The sequence below is a fragment of the Calothrix sp. NIES-2100 genome (assembly GCF_963875285.1).
Classification (GTDB): Bacteria; Cyanobacteriota; Cyanobacteriia; order Cyanobacteriales; family Nostocaceae; genus Aulosira.
This window is the reverse complement of sequence record NZ_CAWNLA010000001.1, coordinates 3,748,810-3,762,264: the sequence shown is the minus strand read 5'-3', so window position 1 is coordinate 3,762,264 and position 13,455 is coordinate 3,748,810. Positions and strand designations below refer to the sequence as shown.

The following is a 13,455-nucleotide window of genomic DNA, read 5'->3' as shown; positions in this document are numbered from 1 at the left end:
TGTAAAGATACCCACACAATGTCCCCATTGCAATACTCAATATTCAGTGGAGCGAAAACTAGCGGGGGAGTAGTCAGCTACCCCTCTGATACCGTATATGAGGAGGTAGCCTTTATTGCCGATCGCTTTCACTGGGCACAAAATGATATTTTTAATTTAGAACCTAAAACCCGTCAGCGCTGGGTTACAGAAATTAATAAAATTAACGAAAAATTAATATGAAAGTAAAAGTTAACTACTCACCAACACTAAATGAAGTTAACGAACTTGATTTAGCGTTAGCAACTACACCAACAGGAGAATGCATTATCGGTCGTTCTCCTGATTCCGATTTAGTGTTGGATAGTCCTGATGTGAGCAGAATACATGGCAAATTTTTTATTCAAAGTGGTAATTACTACTTCTGCGACCTTGGGAGTAGAAACGGCTCAATAGTTAATGGCAAAATAGCTGAAAAAAATAGACCATTCTTGTTGAAGGATAAAGACATTATCCGGATTGGCGATTACGTGATCGCAGTGGAAGATTTGATTCCTTTATCTGAACAGCCAGAGACAGTATTTAGAACTATAGATCCAGCACTATTTTCTGGTTTGCGAGGTAATGATAATCTCAACAATATTAATGTTGCCAATCAAGCAAGAGAAGTATTACAGCAGCCGAGTTCAAAAACTAGCGAAGTCGAAACATCAGAACTAGAAGAAGCAATAAACGCACTGGAAAGTACCCTTGAAACTCCTGAAGAAATCAGCGAACAAGAGGTTGATGCAGATACACCAGTTGCAGAAGAAGTCACATCTATACAACCCGAAGATTTTATTAGCCCAGCACCAGAGGCGGTAAGTGAAGTTTCTGCCGTGGTTAGTGATGAAATTGTTAGTACCCCAGTTGCAGAAGAAGTCACATCTATACAATCCGAAGATTTTATTAGCCCAACACCAGAAGCGGTAAGTGAAGTTCCCGCAGTGGTTAGTGATGAAGTTGTTAGTAACCCAGTTGCAGAAGAAGTTACATCTATACAACCCCAAGATTTAATTAGCCCAGCACCAGAAGTGGTGAATCAAGTTCCAGTAGAAATTAACTATCAAGATATTGATTGGGATGCAGAAATTCCGCAAGAATTCACTATAGTGCAACTGCGAGATTTACATATCCCACCATCACAGATAGAAAGTGAAGTTCCCCCAGATATCAACGAGCAAAATATTGATGTGGAAGCGGAAATTATCCAAGAATTTACCAATGTTCAACCACGAGATATCTTTAGCCCACCACCTGAGTTAGTGGATGAAGTTCCCCCAGATGTGGCGGAAATTTTACGAGACTTCACTATAATCCAACCGCGTAATGTAGAGAATGAACCATTAGATGTAGAAAGTGAAATCAGCGAAGCTATCACTAATCAAGATGGCGCAGATGATTTCCGAGTGGATATTGCACCAGTTGAAGCTCCAGAATTTGTCAATAGCTTTACTCCAGAGTTTAGTCATGAAGATGACGAAGATGAATACATAGAAGATAGCATTATTGTGTCTGGTTATCTCGTTAGCGCTCCATCGGATATAGTGGGTGAAGTTCCGGTGGATGTTAACAATCAAGAAGTTAATTTGAGTGCAACAAATGCGGTAGAATTTAGTGCAGAAACTGCAAAAGCTTTTGACTTTGAATCATCAACAGTAAACGAAATATCAGATGTAACTAAAATCGATTTTGGGGAGAAAACAGAAGAATTAGAAGATGAAGCAATGCCAGAATTAATTAGTAATAAAACATCTGAATCAATTAGTCAAACACTGAATGAAATTTTTGGCACAGAAAAAACACTATCTGATGAAATTGCCCAACAAGTACCTGCAAGTGAGCCTCAACAAATCATCAATCAAAAAAACATAGTTCTTATAGCTCACGAAAGTAAAAAATCAGAATTAGCTGATTTTGTGAATCAGCACAAAGAGTTTTTCTTACAGAGTCTCACTGTTGCTTGCCCATCTATTAGTGAAGTCTTACATCAACAGACAGGTATAACTGTTAATCAGCAAATACCAGCAGCCACATCTGGAGGATATCAAACAATTAATTCATTAGTAAACTCAGGAGAGGTTTTAGCGGTAATTTTCCTGAGAGATTTTCTGGTACCTCAGCCCAGTCAAGCAAATGAAGAAGCTTTTTTGAGAAGCTGCAACATTAACGAAGTTCTCCTAGCAACTAATTTACCCACAGCAGAGGCGATCGTGCATTATCTTAAACATGTATGGGATCATCAGTGAAGCAGGAGGGATGAGGGGGATGTGGTACCCTGCGGGTTCTGCTTCTCTACGAGACGCTGCGCGAACGCAGTACGACTTCGCTCACCAACCGGGGGATGAGGGGGACAAATGACTATTGACAAAAAATGCGCAAATCAATCATTAACATGGGATGCTGGTTGATTGATTAGTGAAATTTGCAGATGTCTGTTGTTTCTAGTGTCACTGTTACTGTTCCCGCCACCACTGCTAATTTGGGGCCTGGTTTTGACTGCATTGGTGCAGCTTTAACGCTGTACAACGTGTTTAAATTCACTCGTCTGGATGAAGGCGGGTTAATTATTCATGTCACTGGTGAGGAAGCTGAAGGGGTACAAACTGATGAAAGTAATCTTCTTTATCAAGGGTTTGTGAAGTTATATCAATATATAGAGCAGATACCGCCGAGTGTGAAAATTGAGATTCAGCTAGGTGTACCGTTGGCGCGGGGTTTGGGTAGTTCGGCGACTGCAATAGTTGGTGGGTTGGTTGGGGCTAATCAACTGGCTGGGGAACCTCTTTCCCAGTTGCAAGTGATGGAATTAGCGATCGCAATGGAAGGACATCCTGATAATGTGGTTCCCGCTTTATTGGGGGGATGTCGTCTAGCTGCTAGTAGTGGCGCAGCTTGGGAAATTTGTGATGTACCTTGGCTGGAAAATGTTGTCCCAGTCGTGGCGATTCCTGATTTTGAACTTTCAACTTCGGAAGCACGGCGAGTTTTGCCAACACAAGTCAGCCGTGCTGATGCAATTTTCAATACGGCTCATTTGGGCTTATTGTTGCGCGGTTTGGCAACTGGTAAGGGAGAATGGTTAAAGACAGCTTTACAAGATAAATTACATCAGCCCTATCGCAAAGCTTTGATTCCTGGTTACGATGCTGTAAATATGGCTGCTGTGGCTGCTGGTGCTTATGGCATGGTGATTAGTGGTGCGGGACCGACATTGTTGGCTTTAGCTGATGCAGAACATGCCCAATCTGTAGAAGCGGCGATGAGAACTGCTTGGAAAGCAGAAGGAATTACAGCTGTTGTGCGATCGCTTTCTGTTGATAACCAAGGCGCAATCAGCAGCAAACAAGGATAAACAGGTATTATGCAGCAGATTGTCTCAGAAATAGCAGCACTTCGCCAAGAAATTCAGGCTCTCCAGCAGGAACGTGCTGCTCTATCTATTAATAATATAGTGTCGAGGGAGAATGATTCACCCAGTGCGATCGCTGAAGCTTACCGCCGCTTTGCCAGGGAAAATGCCCATTTAGCTGTGGAAATCAAAGGAATTGATGATGCGATCGCCGCTTTAGAACTTCAGCTAGAACAAAAACAAGCCCAATTAGCACATTGGGAAATTAACTCCAAACAACTTACCCTCCAGCAGCAGCTAGAAGAAGTTAGAAGCGTAGCGCAGGTTCATGCTCAACGCATTAATCTACTAGCGGGAGAACTAGCAACCGAAATCCGCCTGCTGAAATCTTGCGCCAATGAGCTAAGTCCCCTGTATTGGCAGGTTTATTACAAACCATTCATTACCGGATTCAAAACAATCTCAGTTCCGCATATCCGTTCCGATGGGGATGTGTGGACAATTGTCAACCGCATAGTCTGAAGTATTAGACACATGCATCCGTAGGGGCGGGGTCTCCCCCATTGGTGTCAACTTAAGTCAAAACGCTTATTCCACAGGCATTTTACCCCACCCCTCAATCCCCTCCCCGTTTACGGGGAGGGGACGTTTTGGCTTTTAGACAAAACTGGGGTGGGGTAGCGCGGATCTTGGTGGTACGTGATTTTGTATCAAATCATATCCAGGTAAGGGTTTCACATTAAGTTGACACGTATGGGTTTCCCCGCCCTTTGCTTTGTGACATATGTTTGTAGCGAAGTACCCACGCACTCTCGGAACTTCGCCAGACTCCCCTTAATAATGCTGCGAGTAATCACTCACCACAGCAAATGCCCAATGCCCAATGCCCTTAGCCACAAGCCCAATCTTTTTTATCAAGTGGCATAAGCCGCTTTTTTATTGACTTCCAGCCCCTAACCGAGACTTTTATCTCAGGTTAAAAGAAATATTCACCACACATTGACGTTGCAAAACTTTACAATTAGAATTGTGAACGGCAAAGTGGATGAGTATTTATCTCTATTAAAATTTGAAGATTTGCCATCATAGGGATAAATTACGTTTACAAATCTACAAACTCGTTCATATACTGTAATTAAAAGAAAAATCGTAAATCGATTGTCAAAAGTGATGAGTCTTATTCAAGTTCCTTGGCTAACCGCCATAATTCTCTTACCCCTGATGGCATCCCTAGCCATCCCGTTGATTCCCGACAAAGAAGGTAAAACCGTCCGCTGGTATGGTTTGGGAGTAGCACTAGCAGACTTTGCACTCATGATTTATGCCTTTTGGCATCACTACGACTTCCACAATTCAAGCTTTCAACTAGTAGAAAAATATTCTTGGGTACCACAGTTAGGTTTGAATTGGTCTGTAGCAGTTGACGGTTTGTCAATGCCTTTAGTGTTACTGACCGGCTTAATTAACACTCTCGCAATATTCGCGGCTTGGAAAGTAACCAACAAGCCGCGTTTATTTTATGCATTAATGCTGGTGATGTACAGCGCCCAGCTTGGCGTGTTTGTTGCCCAAGATTTACTATTGTTTTTCTTAATGTGGGAAATCGAGTTAGTACCTGTGTACTTGCTGATTTCAATTTGGGGTGGACAAAACCGCCGCTACGCTGCAACTAAATTTATTCTCTACACCGCCGCCGCATCAATATTTATTCTGGTAGCTGGTTTTGCAATGGCATTCTCTGGAGATACCGTCAGCTTTGATATGGCGACTCTGGGAATGAAGAATTATCCTCAAGCATTGGAACTATTAGTTTACGCAGGTTTCTTAATTGCCTTCGGCGTGAAACTACCAATTTTCCCTTTACATACTTGGCTACCTGATGCGCACGGTGAAGCATCTGCACCTGGTTCCATGATTTTGGCTGGTGTGTTGCTGAAGATGGGTGGCTATGCACTAATCCGCTTCAACATTGAAATGTTACCTAATGCCCATGTTACCTTTGCGCCAGTGTTGGCAATCTTGGGTGTTGTAAATATTGTCTACGGTGCTTGCTGCGCCTTTGCTCAAACAAACCTCAAACGTCGGTTGGCTTACTCTTCAATTGCCCACATGGGGTTTGTGTTGATTGGGATTGCTTCTTATACAGAAATTGGGATCAGCGGCGCTGTTCTCCAGATGGTTTCTCACGGTTTAATTGCTGCTAGCTTGTTCTTCTTGTCTGGTGTGACTTACGAACGTACCCACACCTTGATGATGGATAAAATGGGCGGTATGGGTAAAGTAATGCCCCGCACATTTGCTTTATTTACAGCCGGTTCAATGGCTTCTCTAGCTTTACCAGGAATGAGTGGCTTTGTTGGTGAATTGATGGTGTTCTTGGGTATCGCCACCAGTGATGTTTACAGTTCTAGCTTCAAGATTGTAGTTGTACTACTCTCAGCAGTGGGCGTAATTTTAACTCCGATTTACTTACTGTCGATGTTGCGTCAAGTGTTCTACGGTAAGCAAAACGAAGAGTTACATCTTGATAAATTCATCCCTGATGTTAAACCCCGCGAACTGTTTATTACCGCTTGTCTTTTGGTTCCCATCATCGGTATTGGTTTCTATCCCAAGTTAATTACCCAAACCTATGATGTCAAAACAGTAGAATTAGCTGCTCACGCTCGCCAAGTTCTACCAGTTGTGGCGCGCCAGCAACCATCAAGTTTGTACTCTCGTTTGTTTAAAGCTCCAACATTGGCTACTTCTGAAGTTGAAAGTTTGGTTAATATTACTGAGTAATTATATTTTTCACTAAGGGTGCTGCAAGTAAATTCTAAATATGAGGGGAATATTAGGTGGTTGCAAAACCACCTATAATTTTTATTGAAATAGAATAAAAAACTCTACCCACAAGGGGATGGAGTTTTTGGTATGGGGAATTGGGCCCTGATGGCAAAGAATACCAATGACCAATGCCCAATGCCCCAAGTCGGCGGGGCGCGCACCCTACGCACCCACTCTTGAGATGGAGTTTCCCGCCGACTTCCAAACAAAGTTAAAATTTATTACCTAAAGATGAAAACTGCCGATATTTTCAGCGGTTTGTTCCTGCTACATAAAACCTGGACAATACCAGACATTACTTGACGTTTCAAGGGGAGCATGGGAGCGGTTATCCCTCAACATCCAGACACGGTAAAGCCTGCCGCGCATATTTTTCGAGATTTTGGGATGCATTTAAATCTCTGTCAGCAGTGTGCTGACATTTTTGACACACATAAACCCGCTCTGATAGACTAATTTCCTGAATCGCTCCACAATTGGAACAAGTTTTACTAGATGGGTAAAATCTATCTACAAATACGACAGTTCCACCATATCTAACTACTTTATATTCTACTTGTCTCCGAAATTCATAGAAATTAGCATCGCTCAGGGAAAGAGCTAACTTATGATTTTTCAACATTCCCGAAGTATTCAAATCTTCTAAAGCAACTACTGCGTGGTTTTTGCAGATAAATGTAGTTGCCTTATGAGTGGCATCTTTACGTATATTCGTAATCCGTCGATGCAGTTTAGATATTCTCAGTTTTTGTTTTTTATAACGATTACTACCTCTTACCTTCCTTGCTAATTGACGCTGTAATCTAGTTAACTTTTTTGTCGCTTTTTTTAAAGCTTTTGGATTAACAAAAATCACTCCTGTTGATAAGGTGGCTAAAGTTTTTATTCCTAAATCTACCCCTACATAATCATGTTCTTTTTTGGTGATTTCTGGTTCTATTTCATAAGCTATTGAAATGTACCAATCTCCTGCTGTTCTAGATATAGTCAGCTTTGTGGTTGTTGTGTGTGGTAAAGACTCATAAGTTGACACCCAGCCAATGGTTGGTAATTTTATGCGTTTACCGCCCAAGTTTATGGGTCTACCACTGGCGTTAATTGTAAAGCTGTCATTTCTACCTTTGATTTTCAACTTGGGATAGTCTGCACGATTTTCAAAGAAGTTTTTAAAGGCTTTACCTAAGTTTTCAAAAGCAAATTCTGTGATTTTTTGACAAATCCCTTGTTCTTTAATCCAGGTGAGAACTGGTTTAACTTCATTATTAAAGAACTTCTTCAACATCAAATGATTTGGTTGATATCCTGACTGATACAAAGCTTTCCATGTTGCCAGTCCCCAGTTGTATGTAAATCGGGATATTCCAGCATGTTTTGACATCAACATTTTTTGTGATGATGTCAATTTTAGCTTGGTTTTGATAGCAGTTAACAACACAAATTTAAGCGATGAATGGCAAGCCATGTTTCAAATCATTATATAACTTGTCTTCTTCAGTCTAATCAGTTGATGTAAATTTTATTAAACCTAGGTGGTGACTGCCTCGAGACGCTCCGCAAGTCTGGATGGTTTTTTGGTAGGGTTTGTCAGCAAATGTCAGGTTTTGTCGGGTAAATAGTAGACTAGGAGATTACTCCTTAAGAGCCTTGTTTCGTGGTTGGAGTTAAACTTTCATAGATACAGATTGGTTGAAAAAACTACCTTAGAGTAGAGACCTAAACTGCCAAACCACTGCGATGCTAGACTTTATCCTATGACTTGCGATCAATCCTCAGAGCAACCGATGTCTGAACCGACTGGAAATGCAATCGACGCGGCGCAGCAAAACATGACACAAGCTCCATTTCCCATTGTTGGTGTTGCTGCCTCTGCGGGAGGATTGGAAGCCTTTATAGAGTTACTGCGCCATCTGCCCACGGATACCGGGATGGCATATGTGCTGATTCAGCATTTGTCTCCCAACCATGAAAGCCTATTATCGGAGATTCTCGCTAGAACAACGCAACTGCCAGTGCAGGAAGTGCAGGACGGGATGAGGGTAAAGCCAAACCAAGTTTACGTGATTCCGCCTAACACGAAGATGATCCTGTCTGAAGGCGTACTGCAACTGTCGCCCCGCGAGAAGATTCTGGGAAAATATATGCCAGGTGATGCCTTCTTTACCTCTTTGGCAGCAGATTGCGGGCATAAAGCGATCGCGGTGGTGTTATCGGGAACAGATGGAGATGGTTCGCTGGGGCTAAAGGCAATCAAGACAGCCGGAGGCGTAACGTTTGCTCAGTGTGAAAACACGGCAAAATTCGACAGTATGCCCAATACCGCAGTCGCCACAGGGAATGTCGATTTTGTACTGCCGCCGGAAAAAATTGCCTCAGAAATAGTAAACTTCAGTCGCAATCCTCTGCTAGCTTGCTCAGTGCCGGTCACAGAGGATGAAGAATTACCCGAAGCGAAAGATGTCCTCACAACCATTTTTGCACTGCTGCGATCAAGCACTGGCGTTGACTTCAGCCACTACAAGCCCACTACACTCAATCGCCGCATCCAGCGCCGAATGCTGTTGTACAAGCTAGAAGGTTTGTCAGATTACGCCCAGTATCTGCAAGCGCATCCAGCTGAAGTCAAGGCACTCTATGAGGAAATTCTGATCCACGTCACCCATTTTTTCCGCGATGCTGAAGCGTTTGAACTGTTGAAAGAGCGAGTCTTTCCCACGATTGTGCAAAACAAGTCAGCAGAATTTCCAATTCGGATTTGGGTAGCGGGCTGTTCGACGGGTGAGGAGGTTTATTCGCTCGCCATCTGCCTGCTGGAATTTTTGGCGGATAAAGCTACCCAGCCACCGATCCAAATTTTTGCTACAGACATTAGTGAGGTCTCGATCAACAAAGCTAGATCTGGCATCTATTCAGAAAATCAGATGGTGCAGGTTTCACCAGAACGCCGCCGCCGATTCTTCCATGTCCTTGAGGGAAGTAAATACCAAATTAATAAGACGGTGCGGGAACTGTGTGTCTTTGCTCGCCAGAACTTGGGCAGCGATCCGCCTTTCTCTAACCTAGATTTGATTAGCTGCCGAAATGTGTTGATTTATTTGGGAGAGGCGCTGCAAAAACGCATCATGCCCATCTTCCATTACAGCCTAAACCCGGAGGGCTTTCTGCTACTGGGCACCTCGGAAAGTACAGGTAAATACTCGGACTTGTTTACTTTAGTCGAGAAAAAGTACAGAATTTATAGCAAGAAATTAACCGCCACTCGTCCAACGTTTTCTTTTGTTACTAGTAATTATTCGATCGCTAAATTGGACGAGGATCAGCCAATGAAGCAGACTCCAACCGAAGGTTTTGATTTACAAAAAAAGATGGATCAGCTGATCTTGAGTCACTACGCCCCGGTGGGTGTGACGATCAACGACAAGATGGAGGTGCTGCAATTGCGGGGAGAAATTGATCGCTACCTCAAGCTAGTCCCTGGAGTTGCTAACTTCAACTTATTCAACCTGGTACGAGATGGCTTACTCATTGAGCTACGCGCTGCGATTTATCAGGCACAACGGCAAGAGTTGCCAGTTAGGAAGAATGGGTTAGGGATTGAAAAAGGCGATCGCGTCAAATTGGTCAATCTTCAGGTGATTCCTTTTAAGGTTCCGCCTGCTGACGAACTCCACTTTTTAGTTTTGTTTGAAGAAGTGCCACCTAGCGTGAGTAGCCCTAGCCTAATCGATTCTGCAAACCTCCAAGGAGATTTAGAGCGTGAGAATGCTCGGCTGAAGCAGGAACTTGCCACCGCAATTCAGGAGCGAGCAGCGACTCAGGAATATCTCCAAGCGGTGATTCAGGAGCAGGAACACACCAATCAAGACCTCAAAGTTGCCAATGAAGAAATTTTGTCGAGCAACGAGGAGTTGCAAAGCACTAATGAAGAGCTAGAAACCGCCAAAGAAGAAATTCAAGCAACCAACGAAGAACTCAATACCACTAACGAAGAACTTCGCAGCCGCAATATTGAATTATATCAGGTCAACAACGATCTAACCAATTTGCTGGCCTGCATTAATATCCCAATTTTGATGTTAACTTCGGACTTACGAATTCGACGGTTTACGCCAATGGCGCAGCGATTGTTCAACTTTATTCCCACCGATGCTGGACGACCACTTAGCGACATCCGCGCCAATCTCAATATCCCAGACTTAGAAGCGCTGATGTTAGAAGTTTTGGATACGCTCGGTGTCAAAGAGCGAGAAGTCCAAACCCAAGGCGGACATTGGTATAACCTCCGCATCCGTCCTTATCGCACTTTAGAAAACCAGATTGAAGGGGTAGTGTTGGTATTACTCGATATTGATGCCCTCAAACGCAGTGCCGCCACCTTAGAAGCCGCCCGGAATTACGCGGAAGCGATCGTAGAGACGGTGCAAGTGCCGCTAATCGTGCTGGACTCTGACTTCCGGGTGAACAAAGCCAATCGCTCGTTTTATGAAACGTTCCAGGTTTTGCCAACAGAAACGATGCAATCGCTCATCTTTGAATTGGGAAACGGTCAGTGGAACATACCCGAACTGCGATCGCTGTTGTCAGACGTTTTTGCCAACGATACCCCGATGCAAAACTTCGAGGTCGAGCATTACTTTGAGCGCATTGGGCAGAAAACCATGCTACTGAATGGTTGGAAAATCATTCAAGCAGGGGATGCCCAAAGGATTTTGCTGGCGATTGAAGACATCACCCCTCGCAAGGAGTTTGAAGCGGAGCGATCGCAACTCCTCAGCCAGGAACAGTCAGCTCGTCAACAAGCGGAGGCTGCCAATCTAGCCAAAGACGAGTTCCTATCAAATCTCTCCCATGAACTCCGCAACCCGCTCAATACCATGCTGGGCTGGGCGCAAATTCTCCGCACCCGCCAGCTAGACGAAGCAACTGTTACTCTTGGCTTGGAAGTGATGGAGCGGAGTGCCAGGGTACAAACTCAATTAATTGAGGATCTGCTGGATAGTTCACGGATTACAAGTGGCAAGCTACATCTCAACACACGGCTAATTGATCTGGTTTCAGTTGTGGATGACGCGATCAAGTCCATTGAACTATCCGCCGAAGCAAAATCGATTCAAATAGTTTCACGGTTGAACTCTGCAACGATTGTGGGCGATGGCGATCGCTTACAGCAAGTGCTGTGGAATCTACTCTCCAACGCGATTAAATTCACTCCCGTCGGTGGACGAGTGGAAATTACGTTGTCACCTGTGCAGACTCATGCGGAAATTCGGGTCAGTGATACAGGACAAGGTATCCGAGCCGACTTCCTTCCCTACGTGTTTGAGCGCTTTCGCCAGGGAGATTCCAGTACCAGCAAAGGCAGTCAAGGTTTAGGGTTGGGCTTGACAATTGTCCGTCATATCGTGGAGCTTCACGGCGGCACAGTGGGAGCAGAGAGTCCTGGCGAAGGACAAGGAACTACGATGATCGTGAGGTTGCCGTTGAGCGCGAGACCGCAAGAGATTACACCACCAAGTTACTTAGAACTGACAGCACAAGAGCCTCTCGATGTATTGAGCCAGGAGGTTCCTTCCCTGGAAGGCTTATGCATCCTAGTTGTAGATGATGAAGCAGATAGCCTTGAGTTAATGAAGTGGATGTTAGAAAACGCGGGCGCACAAGTGGTAGCTGTTTCCTCGGCTAGGTCAGCAATCATGGCGCTGACTGAATCTCCTGGCAAATATGATGTGCTGCTAGCAGATATTGGGATGCCTGACGAAGATGGGTTCTCTCTGATTCGTCAGGTGAGAGCACTTGATGCTCTTGCTGGTGGACAAATTCCGGCAGCAGCAATCACTGCCTATGCCAGCGAACGAGAACAGCAACAAGTGATCGATGCCGGATTTCAAATACACATGAAGAAGCCAGTTGACCTGACTCAGTTGGTAATTATGGTTGCGGACTTAGTTGGACGAGTGAGGAATGAGTAGCGCATGGTCAACGAAACTCTGCTTCCGGTCGCTGAGCCAAGCCGAAGCGATTGATGATTTTTTTATTTGGAAGTCCCTTACAGCTCCTTAAGGAATTTATGCCTGGACACGACATCATTGTCATTGGTACCTCGGCAGGTGGACTCAAAGCACTAGGCGCAATTGTCGGTGCTTTAAGATCTGATATCGATGCTGTTTTATTGATTGTTCAACACCTCGCAGCTGATAAGCCCAGTATTCTCCCCCAAATTCTTGCGGACGTTGGCTCGCTTCCAGCCTCTCACCCAGTCGATGGAGAAGAGATTGACAAAGGGCGAATATATATTGCTCCGCCCGATCATCATTTGTTGGTGGATCAAGGACACATACGGATCGTCCGTGGACCGCAAGAAAACCGATTTAGACCGGCAATCGATGCACTATTTCGTTCCGCTGCTCGCGCTTATGGTCCGAGGGTTGTGGGAGTGGTGCTGACGGGCTACCTCGATGATGGTACTGTGGGATTGCAGGCGGTTAAGAAACGGGGCGGCATTGCGATCGTTCAAGACCCGAAAGAAGCAGAATACCCTAGCATGGCAAAGAGTGCCTTGCGGTTTGTCAAGGTCGATTATTGTCTGCCGCTTGCCGAAATTCCAGACCTTTTAGTGCGTTTATCGAAGGAACCCGCCGCTGAGGAGGAAGCCTACCCAGTGACTAAAGAAATCGAAGTTGAATCCAAGATTGCTCAACAGGGAATGAACACCCAAGAATTTTTGCAGAATGTAGAAGCAATAGGGACTCGAACGACCTACACCTGCCCTGAATGCAACGGCAGCATCTGGCAAATTGGCAAAGACGAGCCGCTCCGGTTTCGCTGTCATATCGGGCATTCCTTTACAGCGAATGTCTTCCTAGCAGAGCAAACCCAGAATTTGGAAAACGCGCTTTGGTCGGCTGTTCGAGCGATGGAGGAAAAGGTCACGTTTTCGCGTCAAATGTCTGAGCAGATGAAAAATTACAATCTACAGAGCGCAGCAGCAAAATATGAAGAGCACGCAAAAAACTTGGATGCAGAGGTGGCAATGATTCGGGGAATTATTCTCAACGGCTTTGCCACAAAGCGAACCATTGCCGAAGCAGAGGAAGAACACTCAAAGTAATTCAGGACTTACGCAACTGGCACATATATTCTGGTCAACAGTCAACGGTCAACAGTCAATGGTCAAGGTTTTTTGGACATTTGACTCTTGACCGGAGGCGGAGCGTCTCCGGCTCCGCTGTGGACGGTTTTGGCTGAAAAAATATGACACT

Annotated in this window: 8 protein-coding genes; 7 read left to right on the top strand and 1 reads right to left on the bottom strand. The window is 44.5% G+C overall.

Annotation, left to right across the window (positions count from 1 at the left end; translation table 11 throughout):
- Window positions 1-18 precede the first annotated feature (18 nt).
- From AACU32_RS15445 to AACU32_RS15425, 5 genes are all read left to right on the top strand, one after another.
- Window positions 19-222 carry a DUF6760 family protein gene (locus AACU32_RS15445; RefSeq protein WP_096600875.1) on the top strand — a complete coding sequence of 68 codons (204 nt, stop codon included), beginning with the start codon at window positions 19-21 and terminating at the stop codon, window positions 220-222.
- Entirely contained in the window at window positions 219-2,267 is a 2,049-nt protein-coding gene (locus AACU32_RS15440) for an FHA domain-containing protein (RefSeq protein WP_096600873.1), read from the top strand. Before AACU32_RS15445 ends, AACU32_RS15440 begins: the two co-directional genes overlap by 4 nt.
- Window positions 2,268-2,449: 182 nt before the next feature.
- Window positions 2,450-3,373 carry a homoserine kinase gene (gene thrB, locus AACU32_RS15435; RefSeq protein ID WP_096600871.1) on the top strand — a complete coding sequence of 308 codons (924 nt, stop codon included), beginning with the start codon at window positions 2,450-2,452 and terminating at the stop codon, window positions 3,371-3,373.
- Window positions 3,374-3,382: 9 nt separating this feature from the next.
- On the top strand, window positions 3,383-3,892 hold the full coding sequence (locus AACU32_RS15430; RefSeq protein WP_096600869.1) for a hypothetical protein: 510 nt from the start codon (window positions 3,383-3,385) through the stop codon (window positions 3,890-3,892).
- Window positions 3,893-4,540: 648 nt separating this feature from the next.
- Entirely contained in the window at window positions 4,541-6,154 is a 1,614-nt protein-coding gene (locus AACU32_RS15425) for an NAD(P)H-quinone oxidoreductase subunit 4 (RefSeq protein ID WP_096600867.1), read from the top strand.
- 373 nt (window positions 6,155-6,527) lie between these two features.
- Here the strand turns inward: AACU32_RS15425 and AACU32_RS15420 are convergent, their stop codons facing one another.
- Window positions 6,528-7,661: an RNA-guided endonuclease InsQ/TnpB family protein gene (locus tag AACU32_RS15420; RefSeq protein ID WP_339377934.1), complete on the bottom strand. Its 1,134-nt coding sequence runs from the start codon at window positions 7,659-7,661 to the stop codon at window positions 6,528-6,530.
- Between the two features lie 319 nt (window positions 7,662-7,980).
- Here AACU32_RS15420 and AACU32_RS15415 point away from each other — a divergent pair, with 319 nt between their 5' ends.
- Together AACU32_RS15415 and AACU32_RS15410 are read left to right on the top strand one after the other, a co-directional pair.
- Window positions 7,981-12,165, top strand: coding sequence for a chemotaxis protein CheB (locus AACU32_RS15415; RefSeq protein ID WP_339377933.1), 4,185 nt, complete (start codon window positions 7,981-7,983; stop codon window positions 12,163-12,165).
- A gap of 98 nt (window positions 12,166-12,263) precedes the next feature.
- Window positions 12,264-13,304: a chemotaxis protein CheB gene (locus tag AACU32_RS15410; RefSeq protein WP_096608029.1), complete on the top strand. Its 1,041-nt coding sequence runs from the start codon at window positions 12,264-12,266 to the stop codon at window positions 13,302-13,304.
- Window positions 13,305-13,455 lie beyond the last annotated feature (151 nt).

Bases quoted from the DNA above. Each gene is read 5' to 3' on its own strand.
- AACU32_RS15410 (WP_096608029.1), top strand. From the start codon at position 12,264: ATGCCTGGACACGACATCATTGTCATTGGTACCTCGGCAGGTGGACTC.
- AACU32_RS15425 (WP_096600867.1), top strand. From the start codon at position 4,541: ATGAGTCTTATTCAAGTTCCTTGGCTAACCGCCATAATTCTCTTACCC.
- AACU32_RS15430 (WP_096600869.1), top strand. From the start codon at position 3,383: ATGCAGCAGATTGTCTCAGAAATAGCAGCACTTCGCCAAGAAATTCAG.
- AACU32_RS15445 (WP_096600875.1), top strand. From the start codon at position 19: ATGTCCCCATTGCAATACTCAATATTCAGTGGAGCGAAAACTAGCGGG.
- AACU32_RS15440 (WP_096600873.1), top strand. From the start codon at position 219: ATGAAAGTAAAAGTTAACTACTCACCAACACTAAATGAAGTTAACGAA.
- thrB (WP_096600871.1), top strand. From the start codon at position 2,450: ATGTCTGTTGTTTCTAGTGTCACTGTTACTGTTCCCGCCACCACTGCT.
- AACU32_RS15420 (WP_339377934.1), bottom strand. From the start codon at position 7,661: ATGGCTTGCCATTCATCGCTTAAATTTGTGTTGTTAACTGCTATCAAA.
- AACU32_RS15415 (WP_339377933.1), top strand. From the start codon at position 7,981: ATGTCTGAACCGACTGGAAATGCAATCGACGCGGCGCAGCAAAACATG.